Below are 15,208 nucleotides of genomic sequence, written 5' to 3'. Positions count from 1 at the left end.
CGCCGCGCTGCCGGTCCGCGATGATGGGGCCATGGCCTCCGTACCCAGCGTCTCGTACTCGATCACCGTCCGTCTCGAGGTGCCGGCCCGGCCCACCGCGGTCAGCGAGCTGACGACGGCGATCGAGGGTGCCGGCGGTGTCGTCACCGCACTCGACGTCACCGCCTCCGGCGCCGACCGGGTGCGGGTGGACGTCACCTGCGCGGCCCGCGACAGCGACCACAGCGTCGACCTCGTCGAGGCGCTGCGGGCCCTGCCCGGGGTGAGCATCGGCAAGGTCTCCGACCGGACGTTCCTCGCGCACATCGGGGGCAAGCTGTCGGTGGAGTCCCGGGTGCCGATCCGCAACCGCGACGACCTGTCCATGGTCTACACCCCCGGCGTCGCGCGGGTCTGCCAGGCCATCGCCGAGAACCCCGAGGACGCCCGCCGGCTGACCATCAAGCGCAACACGGTCGCCGTCGTCACCGACGGCACCGCCGTCCTGGGCCTGGGTGACATCGGGCCGCTCGCCGCACTGCCGGTGATGGAGGGCAAGGCGGCCCTGTTCAAGCGGTTCGGCGGCATCGACGCCTTCCCGCTGTGCCTGGACACCACCGACCCGGACGAGATCGTCGCCGTCGTCAAGGCCGTCGCGCCCGTGTTCGCCGGGATCAACCTCGAGGACATCTCCGCGCCGCGCTGCTTCGAGATCGAGCGCCGGCTGCGGGAGGAGCTCGACATCCCGGTGTTCCACGACGACCAGCACGGCACCGCCATCGTCACCCTGGCCGCCCTGACCAACGCGCTGAAGGTGGTCGGCAAGCGGATCGAGGACGTCCGCATCGTCATGGCCGGTGCCGGCGCCGCCGGCACCGCGGTGCTCAAGCTGCTGCTGGCGGCCGGCGCCCGCGACGTCGTGGTCGCCGACGAGTTCGGCGTCCTGCACCCGGGCCGCGACCGGCTCGACGTCTCCACCAGCTGGACCGCCGCGCACACGAACCCGCGCGGCGTCCAGGGCACGCTGCGCGAGGCGCTCGCCGGCGCCGACGTGTTCATCGGCCTGTCCGCACCGAACATCCTCACCGGCGACGACATCGAGACGATGGCCGAGGGCGCCGTCGTCTTCGCCCTGGCCAACCCGGTGCCCGAGGTGGACCCCGCGGACGCCGCCCGGCACGCCGCCGTGGTCGCCAGCGGCCGCAGCGACTTCGCCAACCAGATCAACAACGTGCTGGCCTTCCCGGGGGTGTTCCGCGGGCTGCTCGACGCCCAGTCCACGTCGATCACGACCGGCACGCTGCTCGCCGCCGCCTACGCGCTCGCCGCGGTCGTCACCGACGACGAGCTCAACGCCACCTACATCGTCCCGAGCGTGTTCCACCCGGACGTCGCGACCGTCGTCGCCGACGCCGTCCGGCGGGCCGTGCAGGCCGAGGAGCACGCCGACGCCCCGGCGCGGGTGGTCGCCGGCCGGGCCGCCACGGACGCCGCCGCCGCGGTCGCCGGGGGGAGGGCCTCAACCGGCGCCTGAGCGGTCGCTTGTCCCCGGTTGAACAGGTAAGGCTGTCCTAAGTAGGGTGCCTCCGGCGGTCGCCCTGGAACCGCCGTCCCCGGATCCTGACGAGGAGAGCCTGTGAACGCCCCGCCCCGCACCCGGCTGCGCGCCCCCGTCGCGGCCGCCCTGACCGTCGTCCTCGCCGGTGGCCTGTCCGGCTGCGGCGCCTTCGGCGGGGAGGACGTGCTCACCGTGTACTCCGGGCGCAACGAGAACCTCGTCGGCCCCATCCTCGAGCAGCTCGAGGACGCCGTCGGCACCGAGGTCGAGGTCCGCTACGCCGGCTCCAGCGACCTGGCCGCCCAGCTGCTCGAGGAGGGCGAGAGCACCGACGCCGACCTGTTCTTCTCCCAGGACGCCGGCGCCCTCGGCGCCCTGGCCAAGGCCGGGCGCCTCGCGGAGCTGCCGCAGGACGTGCTGAGCCTGGTCCCGGAGCAGTACGCGGACGACGAGGGGCGCTGGGTCGCCACCTCCGCCCGCGCCCGGGTCGTCGCCTACGACCCGAGGCAGGCACCCGAGGCCGCCGAGATGACGAGCGTCGACGAGGTCCTCGACGAGCGGTACCGGGGGCTCATCGGCGTCGCGCCGACCAACGCGTCCTTCCAGTCCTTCGTCACCGCCCTGCGCCTGGACCGCGGCGAGGACGGCGCCCGCGAGTGGCTCGAGCGGCTCGTGGACCTCGACGTGCAGAAGTACGACAACAACATCGCCGTCCTGGACGCCGTGGACTCCGGCGAGGTGGCCCTCGGACTCATCAACCACTACTACTGGTACGAGCGGGTCGCCGAGCAGGGCGAGGACAACGTCAACGCCGAGATCCGCTTCCTCGACAGCGACGACCCCGGCGCCCTGATCAACGTCGCCGGCGTGGGCGTCATCGCCGGCTCCGAGCAGGAGGACGCCGCCCAGCGGGCGGTGGAGTTCCTGCTCTCCGAGGAGGCCCAGCAGTACTTCGCCGACAGCACCGCCGAGTACCCGGTGGTCGAGGGCATCACCTCCACCGAGCACGACCTCGAGCCGCTCGGCCAGGGCTCGAGCGTGGACCTCAACGACCTCGACTCCCTCGAGGAGACCCTCGACCTGCTCGACGAGGTGGGGCTGACCTGACTCTGATCGACGCGCCGACGGCGCCGCCGACCCAGCGGCGGCGCCGTCGGCGCCCCGCCACCGCCGGCCGCCCGCCGGCGGTCCTCGTCGTCCCCGCGGTCGTGGCCGCCGCGCTCGCGCTGCTGCCGATCGGGTACCTCCTCGTGCGCGCCGTCGAGGCCGGACCGGCCGCGGTCCTCGACACGCTGTGGCGGGACCGCACCTTCTGGCTCGTCGTGCGCAGCCTGGGCCTGGCCGCCGCGGTCACCGCGGCCGCCGTCGTCATCGGCGTCGTGCTGGCGTGGCTCACCACCCGCACCGACCTGCCCGGCCGGCGGGCCTGGAGCGTCGTGGCCGCCCTGCCGCTCGCGGTCCCCAGCTACGTGGCCGCGTACGCGTGGGTGTCGGTCGTCCCGTCCTCGGCGGGCTTCGGCGGCACCTGGCTGGTGCTCACGCTGAGCACCTACCCGTACGTCTACCTGCCGGTCGCCGCCGCGCTGAGCCGCACCGACCCCGCGCTGGAGGAGGTGTCCCGGTCCCTGGGCCGCAGCGCCCTGGCCACCTTCGTCTCGGTCACCGCCCGCCAGGTGCGCCCGGCCGCCGCGGCCGGCGCGCTGCTCGTCGCCCTCTACACGCTGAGCGACTTCGGCACCCCGTCGCTGATGCGCTACGACGTCTTCACCCGGGTCATCTACAGCTCCTACCAGGCCTCCTTCGACCGGACGCCGGCCGCGGTGCTGTCCATCGTGCTCGTCGTCATCACCATCGGCATCACCGTCGCCGAGGCCCGCAGCCGCGGCCGCGCCGAGCACGCCCGGGTCGGTGCCGGTGCGTCCCGCACCCCGCAGCTGCTGCGCCTCGGCCGCGGCCGGCCGCTCGCCCTGGCCGCCACCGGTGGCGTGGCGGCCCTCGCGCTCGGCTACCCGGCCGTCGTCCTCGCCTACTGGGTGGTCCGCGGCCAGTCCGCCGGCGTCGACTGGGGCCGTCTCGTGCCCGCCGGCGCGTCCACCCTGTGGGTGTCGCTGCTCGGGGCCCTCGCCGCGACCGCGCTCGCCGTCCCCGTCGGCGTGCTCGCCGCCCGCTACACCGGTCGCGGGGTGCGCATGCTCGAGCACGCCACCTACGCCGGTCACGCCCTGCCCGGCATCGTCGTCGCCCTGGCGCTGGTGTTCTTCGGCATCCGCTACGCCGAGCCGATCTACCAGCAGACCCCGCTGCTCGTGCTGGCCTACGCCGTGCTGTTCATGCCCGCTGCCATCGGCTCGGTGCGCGCGGCCGTGAGCCAGAGCCCGCCACGTCTGGAGGAGGTCGCCCGCTCCCTCGGGCGCACGCCCGCCGGGGTGCTGCGCGACGTCACGCTGCCGCTGGCCGGGCCCGGCATCGCCGCCGGCTTCGCCCTCGTCATGCTGACGACGATGAAGGAGCTGCCGGCCACCCTCTTGCTGCGCCCGACCGGGGTCGACACCCTGGCGACCGAGCTGTGGACGCAGACCGAGGTCGGCGCGTACGCCGCCGCCGCCCCGTACGCGGTGGCGCTCGTGCTGCTCGCCGCGGTCCCGACCTTCCTGATGTCCAGGGCCCAGGAGACACTGGTGAGCGACGCACGTGGAGGTGAGCGGTGAGGGACCTCAAGGTCCGGGGCCTGTGCAAGGCCTTCGGCAGCACCGAGGTGCTGCACGGCCTGGACCTCGACGTGCCCTCCGGGCAGCTCGCCGCCGTGCTGGGCCCCTCCGGCTGCGGCAAGACCACGCTGCTGCGCGTCGTCGCCGGCTTCGAGCGGGCGGACGCCGGGGAGGTGCACCTCGGCGGCCGGCTGCTGGCCGGGCCGGGGGTGCACGTGCCGCCCGAGCGCCGGGGCATCGGCGTCGTCCCGCAGGAGGGTGCGCTGTTCCCGCACCTCACCGTCGCCGAGAACGTGGCCTTCGGCCTGCCCCGGCGCGGCACCGGCTCCGCCCGGCGACGCCGCGAACGGGTCCGTGACCTGCTCGCCCTCGTCGGTCTCGGCGACCTCGGTGACCGGATGCCCTCCCAGCTCTCCGGCGGCCAGCAGCAGCGGGTGGCGCTGGCCCGCGCCCTCGCCCCCGACCCGGCGCTCGTCCTGCTCGACGAGCCGTTCTCCGCCCTGGACGCCGGCCTGCGGGCCGCCGTCCGGGAGGACGTGCGCACCGCGCTGCGGGCCACCGGCGCGACCGGACTGCTCGTCACCCACGACCAGGAGGAGGCCCTGTCCACCGCGGACCTCGTCGCCGTCGTCCGGGACGGGGTCGTCGTGCAGAGCGCTTCCCCCCAGCAGCTCTACGCCGCCCCCGGCGACCTCGACGTCGCCACGTTCGTCGGCGAGGCCGTCGTGCTGCCCGCCCGGGTGCGCGACGGAGTCGCCGAGACGCCCCTGGGCCGGCTCGCGCTGCTGCGCGGGGACGTCGCCGAGGGCCCGGGCCGGGTGGTGATCCGGCCCGAGCAGGTGCGGATGGTGCACTCCGGGGGCGGGACCACCGCCCGCGTCGTCGGCACCGTCTTCTACGGCCACGACGCGAGCGTCCGGCTGCAGGTGCCCGGCCCCGACGGCGCCCCGTTGCCGGTGCTGTGCCGCACCCAGGGTCCGCTGCCCACCACCGAGGAGATCGGCGTCGTCGTGGCCGGCCCGGTGTCCTTCTTCGCCGACGCCTGACCGTGCCCCCGGCTGGTGCGCCCGGCGCGGCGCGGCGGCGCCGGCTGGTCCTGGGCGTGACGGTCGTCGTCCACCTCGTCGTCTTGTACTGGCCCACGGTCGGCGACGGCTCCGGCCTGCCCGGTCTCGACAAGGCCGTGCACCTGCTCGTGTTCGCCGCCGTCGCCTGGGCCGGGCACCGCGCCGGTCTGCCCACGGGACCGCTCGTCGCGGTTCTGCTCGCGCACGCGGTGGTCAGCGAGGCCGTCCAGCACGTCGCGCTGCCCGGCCGCGGCGGCGACCCGTGGGACGCGCTCGCCGACGCCGTCGGCACCGTGGTCGGCGTGGTCGTGGCGCAACAGGGCGGCCGGCTCCGTCGGCGGGCAGAATGAGGGCATGCGGGGCCAGGACCTGACCGGACGGCTCCTCGTCGCGACGCCGCGGCTCGTGCACGAGGAGTTCCGCCGCACCGTCGTCCTGCTGCTCGACCACGGTGAGGACGGTGCCCTCGGGGTCGTCGTCAACCGCCCCACCGAGATCGACGTGGACGCCGTCCTGCCGGTGTGGCAGCCGTTCGTCACCGTCCCCGGCCGGCTGTTCCAGGGCGGCCCGGTCGCCCTGGACTCCGCGCTCGGCCTGGTGTCGGTCCCCGGCGCGGCGGACGCCGAGCCGCTCGGCGTCCGCCGGCTCACCGGCAGCCTCGGCCTCGTCGACCTCGACACCCCGCCGGAGGTGGTCGTGCCCGAGCTGACCCGGCTGCGGATCTTCGCCGGCTACGCCGGGTGGGCGCCGGGCCAGCTGGAGAGCGAGATCGAGGACGGGTCCTGGTACGTCGTCGACGCCGAGCCGGGGGACGCGTTCACCGACACCCCCGAGCAGCTGTGGGCCGACGTGCTGCGCCGTCAGGGCGGCGACCTGGCACTCGTGGCGACGTTCCCCGAGGACCCGTCGCTCAACTGACGGCAGCGGCGTGACCCCGCCTAGACTGAGGTCATGACCGAGCAGCACCCGCAGCCGCAGCCCGCCTCAGACCCGGGAGAGCAGCGCACGGCCGTGCTCGAGCGTGAGCTCGTCGAGGAGCCGCAGCTGGCCGAGCCCGGCGACCACGAGCGCTTCGCGCACTACGTGAAGAAGGAGAAGATCCTCGAGTCGGCGCTGACCGGCGAGCCGGTCATCGCCCTGTGCGGCAAGGTCTGGGTGCCCGGCCGCGACCCGCAGCGCTTCCCCGTCTGCCCGGCGTGTAAGGAGATCTACGAGAGCCTGCCGGGCGGGGACGAGGGCGCCGACGGCTGAGCATGCTGCTGGCGTCCAGCGACGCGTCCTGTGGTGACTGCTACCACGGTGGTACCGTGCCGTCGTGGCAATGACCCTTCGGCTCACTGACGAGGAGAGCGAGGCGCTGCGCGCGAAGGCCCAGGAGGAGGGGCGTTCGATGCAGGAGGTGGCCCGCACCGCCATCGCGCAGTACGTCTCCGAGCGGCCCCAGCGTCTGGCCGCCGCCATCAACCGGGTGCGCACGGAAGACCATGAGCTCCTCGAGCGTCTCAGCAGGTGAGTGGGGAGGAGTTTGACCTTCTCACCGTCGAGGACCTCCTTGAGATCGCAACGGGTGTGCTTGATGAGGTTGTGGTGAGGGACGCCGGACTCCTCGCCTCCGCGGCCGCACGTCCCTGGGTCACGATCTCGGGAGTTGACGCCTACCCGACCTTTGACGACAAGGCGGCTGCCCTCCTGCACTCACTGGTGCGCAACCACGCCCTCGTCGACGGCAACAAGCGCCTCGCCTGGGCTGCAACGCGCACCTTCTACCTGCTCAACGGGCGCGACCTCGCGTACACCGTCGACGACGCTGAGCGCCTGATGGTTCGCGCGGCCGCCGGCGAGCTGGACGTGCCGGACATCGCCGGATGGCTGCGCACTCACGGCGCTGCTGAGTCGTAGCGTCGCCTTGGCTGCCGGGTGCCCGGGCTGAGCGGCTCCGGTCGCGGCTCGGTTACTCTCGCCGGACCGTGACCTCCTCCTCCACGCCGCACCGCGCGTCGTCCGCCGCCGCCTCGCAGCTCCCCCCGGCGTACCCGGAGCGGGCCCCCTGGGGGACGGCGTCGAAGTTGCGTGCCTGGCAGGCGGACGCCCTCCAGACGTACCTGCGCCGCCAGCCGCGGGACTTCCTCGCCGTGGCCACCCCCGGCGCCGGGAAGACGACGTTCGCGCTGCGGGTGGCCGCCGAGCTCCTCGAACGCGGCGTCGTCCGGCGGGTGACGGTCGTCGCGCCGACCGAGCACCTGAAGTCCCAGTGGGCGGACGCCGCGCACCGGGCCGGGATCCGGATCGACCCCGCCTTCCGCAACAGCCAGGGCACCCACGGCCGCGACTACGACGGTGTCGTCGTCACCTACGCCCAGGTCGCCGCCCGCCCGATGCTGCACCGCGCGCGCACCGAGGCCGCGCCGACGCTCGTCGTCCTCGACGAGATCCACCACGCCGGGGACGCGCTGTCCTGGGGTGACGCCGTCCGCGAGGCCTTCGAGCCCGCGACCCGGCGGCTGGCGCTGACCGGCACCCCGTTCCGCTCCGACACCGCGGCGATCCCGTTCGTCGACTACGTCCCGGACGCCGACGGCGTCCGCCGTTCCCGGGCTGACTACGCCTACGGCTACGAGCACGCCCTGCGCGACGGGGTGGTGCGGCCGGTGCTCTTCCTCGCCTACTCCGGGCAGATGCGCTGGCGCACCCGCGCCGGGGACGAAGTGAGCGCCCGGCTCGGGGAGCCGCTCACCCAGGACATGACCGCCCAGGCCTGGCGCACCGCGCTGGACCCCCGCGGGCAGTGGGTGCCGGCCGTGCTGCGGGCCGCCGACAAGCGGCTGTCGGAGGTGCGCCGGCACGTGCCGGACGCCGGCGGGCTCGTCATCGCCACCGACCAGAGCACCGCCCGCGCCTACGCTGCTGTGCTGCGGCAGGTGAGCGGTGAGCAGCCGGTCGTCGTGCTGTCGGACGACGCGGCCGCGTCCTCCCGGATCGAGGAGTTTGCCCAGGGCGACCAGCGGTGGATGGTCGCCGTCCGGATGGTCTCCGAGGGTGTCGACGTCCCGCGGCTCAGCGTCGGCGTCTACGCCACCTCGGCGTCCACGCCGCTGTACTTCGCCCAGGCGGTCGGGCGGTTCGTCCGGGCCCGACGCCGAGGCGAGACCGCGTCGATCTTCCTGCCGAGCGTGCCGGCGCTGCTCGAGCTCGCCGGGGCGATGGAGGTCGAGCGCGACCACGCCCTGGACCGTCCGCGCAGTGAGGAGCCGCAGGAGTGGCTCGAGGACGGCCTGGTCGAGGCCGCGCAGCGCTCCGAGAAGGCCTCCGGCGACCTGACCGAGGGAACGTTCCAGGCGCTGGAGGCGCAGGCCTCCTTCGACCGGGTGCTCTTCGACGGCGGTGAGTTCGGGTCCCACGCCGAGCCCGGCAGCGACGAGGAGCAGGACTTCCTCGGTATCCCCGGGCTGCTCGAGCCCGACCAGGTCGCCACGTTGCTGCGCCAGCGTCAGGCGGACCACGCCAGGCGCCGGGGCACAGGGCGCCAGGAGCCGGCGGAAGTCACCGACGCCGCCGTGCACCGTCGGACCGCTGCGCTGCGCAAGGAGCTCAACGGTCTCGTCGCGGCGTGGGCGCGGCGTACCGGTCAGCCGCACGCCGTGGTGCACGCCGAGCTGCGCCGGCTCGGCGGCGGGACGGAGGTGGCCCGGGCCACCCCCGAGCAGCTGCAGACCCGCATCGACACGCTGCGGGACTGGTTCGTCGGCCGCCGCTGAGGGCTATACCCCCTGGGGTATGAAGTGCGTCACGTGCGGGCGGTGGTGGAACACCCTGCCGCCGTCCTCGGTTACAGGGACCATGGCTACGACGACGATGACCATGGAGAACCACGACGAGACCGTCCAGGACGGCATCGTCCTCATCGACTTCTGGGCCGAGTGGTGCGGTCCGTGCCGCCAGTTCGCCCCGGTGTTCGAGCAGGTCTCGCAGGAGAACCCGGACGCCACCTTCGCCAAGGTCGACACCGAGGACCAGCCCGAGCTCGCCGGTCGGTACGGCGTGACGTCGATCCCCACGCTGGTCATCTATCGCGACGGCATCCCGGTGTTCGGACAGCCGGGAGCGCTGCCGCGACCGGCGCTCGAGGACCTGCTGCGTCAGGTGCGCGATCTCGACATGGACGAGGTCAAGAAGCAGTACGACGAGCAGCTCAAGGCCGCCGGCCGCGTCTGACCCGCTCCTGATCACCGACACCCCGTCCGTGATCAGTCAGTCCCGCCACCTTCGCGTCCTGCGGGCTTGACGTGCGCCGCGACGACGGTGAGCCCACGTCAAGCCCCCATGACGTGGGCGGGGTGCGGGGGTGTTCGGCTGAACCCAGGCCGGGGCCTACAGTCGCCGCCGTGACCGACGCCGCCACCGCCCCGCTGCCCGGCCGGTTCCCGGTGGACGGCGCGCCGCCGCCGGCCGCGCCGTCCCAGGCCCCCCGGGTCGCCCCCCGGCGGATGTCCGCCGCCGCCGAGCCCGGGGTCGACCTCGACGTCCTCGACGAGATCCAGCGCCGAGTGCTGTGGCTGTCCACCCGGATCATCGACGCGGCGAACCGCGAGCGGGACACCGGCGACGGGGTGAAGGTCGGCGGTCACCCGGCGTCCTCGGCGTCCCTCGTCACGATCCTCACCGCCCTGTGGTTCGCCCACCTGGACGCCGAGGACCGGGTCGCGGTCAAACCGCACGCCTCCCCGGCGTTCCATGCCGTCCAGTACCTGCTCGGCCGGCTCGACCGCCGCTACCTCACCATGCTGCGCGCCCGCGGCGGCCTGCAGTCCTACCCCTCGCGCACCAAGGACCCGGACGACGTCGACTTCTCCACCGGGTCGGTCGGCCTGGGCGCCGCGGCCCCGCTGTTCGCCGCCGCCGTCCGCCGCTACGTCGACGCCCACTTCGGCGAGCGTGAGCCGTCCCGCTTCATCGCGCTGCTCGGTGACGCCGAGCTGGACGAGGGCAACATCTGGGAGGCCGTCGCGGACGCCGCCACCCAGGGCCTCGGTCGGGTCACCTGGGTCGTCGACTTCAACCGCCAGTCCCTGGACCGCGTTGTCCCCGGCGTGCGCATCGACCAGTGGCGCTCGGCGTTCGAGGCCAACGGCTGGCACGTTGTCGAGGTCAAGTACGGCCGGCGGCTGCAGGCGTTCTTCGAGCGCGACGGCGGTGTCCTGCTGCGCGACTGGATCGACGCGATGCCGAACGAGCAGTACCAGTCCCTGTTCGGGCTGACCGGTCCCCAGCTGCGCGCACGGCTCCTCGACGGCGCCCCCGACGGCCTGGCGGACGTCGTCCGGGACGTCGCCGACGACGACCTCGGCGTCCTCGTCACCGATCTCGGCGGCCACGACCTCGGGGCCGTGCTCGAGGCGCTCACCGAGTGCGACGCCGAGACCGACCGGCCCAGCGTCGTGTTCGCCTACACCATCAAGGGGTGGGGACTGCCCATCGCGGGAAACCCGCGCAACCACTCCGCCCTGCTCTCCGGCGAGCAGATCGACCGACTGCGTGAGCAGACCGGCCTGGACACGGCCACCGAGTGGGACCGGCTCGACCCGGCCACCCCGGCGGGGCAGTGGGTCGAGCGGCGCGCCCGCGCGCTGGCCCGGCGGACCCGCTCACCGCGGCTGGCCGGCGTGAGCGTGCCGGACTCCACCGGCGTGCGGGCCACCAAGCCGGTCAGCACCCAGGAGGTCTTCGGCCGGGTGCTCGTCGACCTCTCCCGCGACCCGTCGGTCGCGCCCTACCTCGTCACCACCGCCCCGGACGTCGCGACGTCGACCAACCTCGCCGGGTTCATCAACCGGACCGGTGTCTTCGCCCCCACCGAGCGCCGGTCGTGGAACGCCGACCCCGTGCTGAAGTGGGCCGAGGGCCCGACCGGCCAGCACATCGAGCTGGGCATCTCGGAGATGAACCTGTTCCTCCTGCTCGGCCAGCTGGGTCTGGCGTGGGACCACTCCGGCCAGCCGCTGCTGCCCGTCGGCACCGTCTACGACCCCTTCGTGGCCCGCGGCCTGGACGCCTTCATCTACGGCACGTACTCCGGCTCGCGGTTCCTCGTCGCGGGGACGCCGTCCGGGGTCACACTCGCCCCCGAGGGCGGGGCCCACCAGTCGTCGATCACCGCGTCCATCGGCGTGGAGCTGCCGGGGGTCACGTTCATCGAGCCCGCCTACGCCACCGCTCTGGACTGGCTGATGTGCGACGCTCTCGGCCGGATCGCCACCGGCGGGGAGCGGACGCCGCGCACCGCCGCCCCGCACGACGACGGCGCCTACTACCTGCGGCTCACCACCCGGCCGATCGACCAGTCGCCGTTCGAGGCGGCCCGGGCCCGGGTCGGGGACGCCGTGCTGCGCCGGCAGGTGCTCGCCGGGGCCTACCGGCTCCTTGACGCGCACGTCGCCCACCCCGAGCTCGTCGAGCAGCAGGCGCCGGTCGTCCACCTCGTCGGGTCCGGCGCGGTGCTGCCGGAGGTGCTCGCGGCTGCCGAGGAGCTGGCCGAGGAGGGCATCGCGGCTCACGTCGTCGACGTGACGAGCCTGGACCGCGTCTACGCCGCCTGGCAGCGGACGCTGCGGCAGGGCGTGCGGACGGCGACCGCCCCCTCGGTACCCGGTGTGCTGCGCACCGTCTTCCCCGACCGGGCACCCGTGGTCACCGTGCACGACGCCGCCAGCCACGCGATGGCCTGGCTGGGCTCCGCCCTCGGCGTGCCGGCCGTCCCGCTCGGGGTCGACGAGTTCGGCCAGTCCGGCAGCGTGCACGACCTCTACGAGCTGCACGACCTGCTGCCCGGGTCCGTGACCAACGCCGCGCTCGCCGCGCTCAGCCTGTAGGACACCCACCCGTGGCCGCTGCCGAGACGTCACAGACCCTCGACCGGGCCCTGCGTCTGCTCGAGCTGCTCGCCGAGGAGCAGCACGGTCGCACCGGTCTCACCGTCACCGAGATCGCGGCTGCCCTCGGCGTCGCCCGCCCGGTGGTCTACCGGCTGCTCGGCACGCTTGCCGAGCACCGGCTGGTACGACGCAGCGACGACGGGCGGGTGCGCCTCGGGATCGGCGTGCTGTCCCTGGCCCGACGCGTGCACCCGCTGCTGCGGGAGGCCGCCGCCCCGGTGCTCCGGCGCCTCGCCGACGAGGTGCGGGCCACTGCCCACCTCACGATCGCCGACGGCGGGGAGGCGCTCGCCGTGGTCGTCGTCGAGCCGACTCGCACGGACTTCCACGTCTCCTACCGGGTCGGTTCCCGGCACCCGCTGGACCGGGGGGCAGCCGGGCGGGCCATCCTCGCCGGCCGCCGCGGCGACCGGGACGTCGTGAGCACGGACTCCGAGCTGCAGCCCGGGGCGGTCGGGGTCGCGGCACCGGTGCCGCTCACCGAGCTGGACGCCTCCGTCGGTGTCGTCGCGCTCGGTGACCTCGACCGACCGCTCGCCCACCGGGCGGTCCGGGCAGCGGCCGCCGAGGTCGCGGCGGCGCTCGCCTGAGTGACCGGTCAAGTCATCGCACCGCGCCGGTCAGGCCTGCGCCGGCTGGTAGGTGGTGACCCGGCCCTTGCCCGCGGCCTTGGCGGCGTACATCGCCTGGTCCGCCTCCCGCAGGGCGGCGTCGAAGGTGCTGTCCCGGGCCACCTCGGTCAGCCCCACGCTCACCCGCACCGCGTGCGCCGTCCCGGCGACCTCGACCGGGTGGGACAGCGCGGCGACGACCCGCTCGGCGATCGGGAGCGCCTCGCCGACACCGGCGCCAGGGCAGAAGACGACGAACTCGTCCCCGCCCAGCCGGGAGACCGTGTCGCCGGGGCGGACCACGGCGAGCAGTCGCCGGGCGATCTCGACGAGCACCGCGTCACCGGCGGCGTGGCCGGCGGAGTCGTTGACCTCCTTGAAGTCGTCGAGGTCGCAGAACAGCAGTGCGCCCCGGCCGACCCGCCGGTCCTCCAGGGTCCGGGTGACCCGGTCGTCGAGCAGGGTGCGGTTCGGCAGCCCAGTCAGCGCGTCGTGCAGGGCCAGCTCGCGCAGCCGTCGTTCGCTCGTACGCTGCTCGGTGACGTCGACGATCTGGACGGTGACCACGGATTCCTCCTGGTCAGCCAGCCGGGCCATCGCCATCTCCGCCCACCGCAGGCCCGCACCCACAGTGAGCCGGACGTCGCCCTGCCAGGTCACGTCGTCCGCCTCGAGGACCGCGGTCACGGCGCGGTAGAGCAGGTCGCGGTCCCGCTCGTCGACGAGCTGGCACAGCTCGGACCCGACGAGCTGCTCGGGCCGGCGGCCGAACACCGCCGCAGCTGTCTCGTTCGTGCGTTCGACGAGCAGCCGGGGCGACGCTGATGTCCGGTCCAGGCGCAGCATCATCATCCCGACGAGCGAGCCGTCGAACGTCAGCCGGTAGAGCTGCTCGCTGGACCGCAGCCGGGCCAGGTCCTCCCGGCGCTGACGGGCGGCCAGCACCAGCGGCACGAGCATCGTCGCGTAGGTCGCTAGGTAGAGCTGGACGACGGACACCGACAGCGCGAGGTTGCCGCCGGGGACGTCGAGGAACGGCCCGCGTTGCTGGGCGCTGGCGAAGGAGACCGCGAGTCCGAAGAGCAGCAGCTGGGCGGTGGTGTGCCGGCTGCCCAGACGGACCGCGCCCCAGACGAGGAAGGGCAGCGGAAGGAAGCTCAGTGGGTAGTGGTGCGTGGGCGAGAACACGATCGCGGTGACCACCGTGACGGCCGACCACTGGGCGAGTGCCTCGGCGCGCCGGTGCACCGGGTCGTGCGGGGAGGAGATGGTGAGGAACACGGGAGTGGCGACAAGCACGGCCGCCGCGTGCGCGAACGTGATCGACCGCAGCTCCGTCCACGGCGAGTCGGGCAGGAACAGGCCGGCGGTCAGGGCCGCGACCGTGCCGGCGGCCAGCGCCCCGAGGGCGGCAGCGGAGATCAGCCGGACGGAGTCCTCCACCGTCCGCAGCCGGAACGGCCGGTCCCGGCCCTGCATGAGCCAGCCGGCCGCCACGAGCGGTTCGACGGCGTTCGCCACCCCGAACGCCAGGGCCGTGACCGGCGTCCGGCCACCGACGTAGTTGGCCAGCGCGGAGGACACCAGGACGACGGCGGCGAGGACCAGCCAGTGCCGCCGCGGCGACAGCACCGTCACCGCGACCGCCACCGCGGCCGCCGGCCACCAGACGGCGACGTGCGTACCCTCGGGGCGCAGCATGACCGCCGCCAGGCTCAGCCCGAACACGGCGACGCCGAGCAGCACGGCCCGCGCCGCCAGGTGGTCCCACAGGCGGCGCCAGGCGCGCTGCGTCGACTCCGGCATCACAGGAGCCCATCGGCAGGTGCAGGGTCGTACTTCACGTCTCGTCGACGAACTGGCCCGCCCTCTCGGGCAGCGGCCTGGACGAGCGGCAGGGTGCGGGTGCCGAACTGGGTCTGCAGCGCGATGAGGGTCGAGGACCGCACGACGTGCTCGCCGTCCACCACCTCGTCGATGACCCGCTGCAGGTCCGCGTTGGACCGTGCGACGACCCGGATCAGCAGGTCGCCGGCGCCCGACACGGTGTGCGCCTCGAGCACCTCCGGCACCTCGGCGAGGTGGTCGGCGACCACGCGGTGCCCGAGGCCCTGGCGGATCTCCAGCGTGCAGAACGCGGTGACCGGGTAGCCCAGGGCGGCGGGGTCCACCTCCGGGCCGAACCCGGTGACGACGCCGGTGCGCTGCAGCTTCTCCAGCCGGGCCTGCACGGTGCCGCGAGCCACACCGAGCCGGCGGGAGGCCTCGAGCACCCCGATCCGGGGCTCGGCGTGCAGCAGTGCGACGAGGTCGGCGTCCAGGCGGTCGATCATGGTCGTCCCGTCTCCTCTGCTCA

At 74.2% G+C, this 15,208-nt stretch carries 15 protein-coding genes; 13 read left to right on the top strand and 2 right to left on the bottom strand.

The features are described from left to right. The first annotated feature begins 31 nt into the window (after positions 1–31). The 13 genes from HJG43_10960 (at position 32) to HJG43_10900 (ending at position 12,831) form a co-directional block, all read left to right on the top strand. Complete coding sequence (locus HJG43_10960) at positions 32–1,513, top strand: NAD-dependent malic enzyme (protein UER54975.1); 1,482 nt, start codon at positions 32–34, stop codon at positions 1,511–1,513. 126 nt (positions 1,514–1,639) lie between these two features. Continuing rightward, complete coding sequence (locus HJG43_10955; GenBank protein UER55904.1) at positions 1,640–2,644, top strand: extracellular solute-binding protein; 1,005 nt, start codon at positions 1,640–1,642, stop codon at positions 2,642–2,644. A 101-nt stretch (positions 2,645–2,745) separates the two neighbouring features. After that, positions 2,746–4,245 carry an iron ABC transporter permease gene (locus HJG43_10950; protein ID UER54974.1) on the top strand — a complete coding sequence of 500 codons (1,500 nt, stop codon included), beginning with the start codon at positions 2,746–2,748 and terminating at the stop codon, positions 4,243–4,245. Then, positions 4,242–5,291: an ABC transporter ATP-binding protein gene (locus HJG43_10945; protein ID UER54973.1), complete on the top strand. Its 1,050-nt coding sequence runs from the start codon at positions 4,242–4,244 to the stop codon at positions 5,289–5,291. Before HJG43_10950 ends, HJG43_10945 begins: the two co-directional genes overlap by 4 nt. Beyond that, positions 5,288–5,662, top strand: a complete 375-nt coding sequence (locus tag HJG43_10940) for a VanZ family protein (GenBank protein ID UER55903.1) — start codon at positions 5,288–5,290, stop codon at positions 5,660–5,662. The genes HJG43_10945 and HJG43_10940 overlap by 4 nt, the downstream gene beginning before the upstream one ends. Before the next feature lie 4 nt (positions 5,663–5,666). After that, on the top strand, positions 5,667–6,230 hold the full coding sequence (locus HJG43_10935; protein ID UER54972.1) for a YqgE/AlgH family protein: 564 nt from the start codon (positions 5,667–5,669) through the stop codon (positions 6,228–6,230). A 33-nt stretch (positions 6,231–6,263) separates the two neighbouring features. Further along, positions 6,264–6,563: a DUF3039 domain-containing protein gene (locus HJG43_10930; protein UER54971.1), complete on the top strand. Its 300-nt coding sequence runs from the start codon at positions 6,264–6,266 to the stop codon at positions 6,561–6,563. A 64-nt stretch (positions 6,564–6,627) separates the two neighbouring features. Next, complete coding sequence (locus HJG43_10925; protein ID UER54970.1) at positions 6,628–6,825, top strand: ribbon-helix-helix protein, CopG family; 198 nt, start codon at positions 6,628–6,630, stop codon at positions 6,823–6,825. Then, entirely contained in the window at positions 6,822–7,211 is a 390-nt protein-coding gene (locus HJG43_10920; protein ID UER54969.1) for a type II toxin-antitoxin system death-on-curing family toxin, read from the top strand. Before HJG43_10925 ends, HJG43_10920 begins: the two co-directional genes overlap by 4 nt. A gap of 68 nt (positions 7,212–7,279) precedes the next feature. Next, entirely contained in the window at positions 7,280–9,067 is a 1,788-nt protein-coding gene (locus HJG43_10915) for a DEAD/DEAH box helicase (protein UER54968.1), read from the top strand. Positions 9,068–9,149: 82 nt separating this feature from the next. Continuing rightward, on the top strand, positions 9,150–9,524 hold the full coding sequence (gene trxA, locus HJG43_10910) for a thioredoxin (protein UER54967.1): 375 nt from the start codon (positions 9,150–9,152) through the stop codon (positions 9,522–9,524). Between the two features lie 272 nt (positions 9,525–9,796). Continuing rightward, positions 9,797–12,178 (top strand): pyruvate dehydrogenase, encoded by a 2,382-nt coding sequence (locus HJG43_10905; GenBank protein UER55902.1) that lies wholly within the window; start codon positions 9,797–9,799, stop codon positions 12,176–12,178. An 11-nt stretch (positions 12,179–12,189) separates the two neighbouring features. Then, entirely contained in the window at positions 12,190–12,831 is a 642-nt protein-coding gene (locus HJG43_10900) for a helix-turn-helix domain-containing protein (GenBank protein UER54966.1), read from the top strand. A gap of 30 nt (positions 12,832–12,861) precedes the next feature. Here the strand turns inward: HJG43_10900 and HJG43_10895 are convergent, their stop codons facing one another. Then, positions 12,862–14,658, bottom strand: a complete 1,797-nt coding sequence (locus tag HJG43_10895; GenBank protein ID UER54965.1) for a diguanylate cyclase — start codon at positions 14,656–14,658, stop codon at positions 12,862–12,864. After that, positions 14,658–15,185, bottom strand: coding sequence for an Lrp/AsnC family transcriptional regulator (locus HJG43_10890; GenBank protein ID UER54964.1), 528 nt, complete (start codon positions 15,183–15,185; stop codon positions 14,658–14,660). Before HJG43_10890 ends, HJG43_10895 begins: the two co-directional genes overlap by 1 nt. Positions 15,186–15,208: the final 23 nt, after the last annotated feature.

Source organism: Kineosporiaceae bacterium SCSIO 59966 (genome assembly GCA_020881835.1).
GTDB lineage: Bacteria > Actinomycetota > Actinomycetes > Actinomycetales > SCSIO-59966 > SCSIO-59966.
The sequence above is the reverse complement of the archived record's forward strand: the minus strand, read 5'-3'. Positions and strand labels throughout refer to the sequence as shown.

What these genes read in the sequence shown, in the direction of transcription:
- HJG43_10960 (UER54975.1), top strand. Translation starts at nt 32, where the DNA reads ATGGCCTCCGTACCCAGCGTCTCGTACTCGATCACCGTCCGTCTCGAG.
- HJG43_10935 (UER54972.1), top strand. Translation starts at nt 5,667, where the DNA reads ATGCGGGGCCAGGACCTGACCGGACGGCTCCTCGTCGCGACGCCGCGG.
- HJG43_10930 (UER54971.1), top strand. Translation starts at nt 6,264, where the DNA reads ATGACCGAGCAGCACCCGCAGCCGCAGCCCGCCTCAGACCCGGGAGAG.
- trxA (UER54967.1), top strand. Translation starts at nt 9,150, where the DNA reads ATGGCTACGACGACGATGACCATGGAGAACCACGACGAGACCGTCCAG.
- HJG43_10905 (UER55902.1), top strand. Translation starts at nt 9,797, where the DNA reads ATGTCCGCCGCCGCCGAGCCCGGGGTCGACCTCGACGTCCTCGACGAG.
- HJG43_10895 (UER54965.1), bottom strand. Translation starts at nt 14,658, where the DNA reads ATGCCGGAGTCGACGCAGCGCGCCTGGCGCCGCCTGTGGGACCACCTG.
- HJG43_10890 (UER54964.1), bottom strand. Translation starts at nt 15,185, where the DNA reads ATGATCGACCGCCTGGACGCCGACCTCGTCGCACTGCTGCACGCCGAG.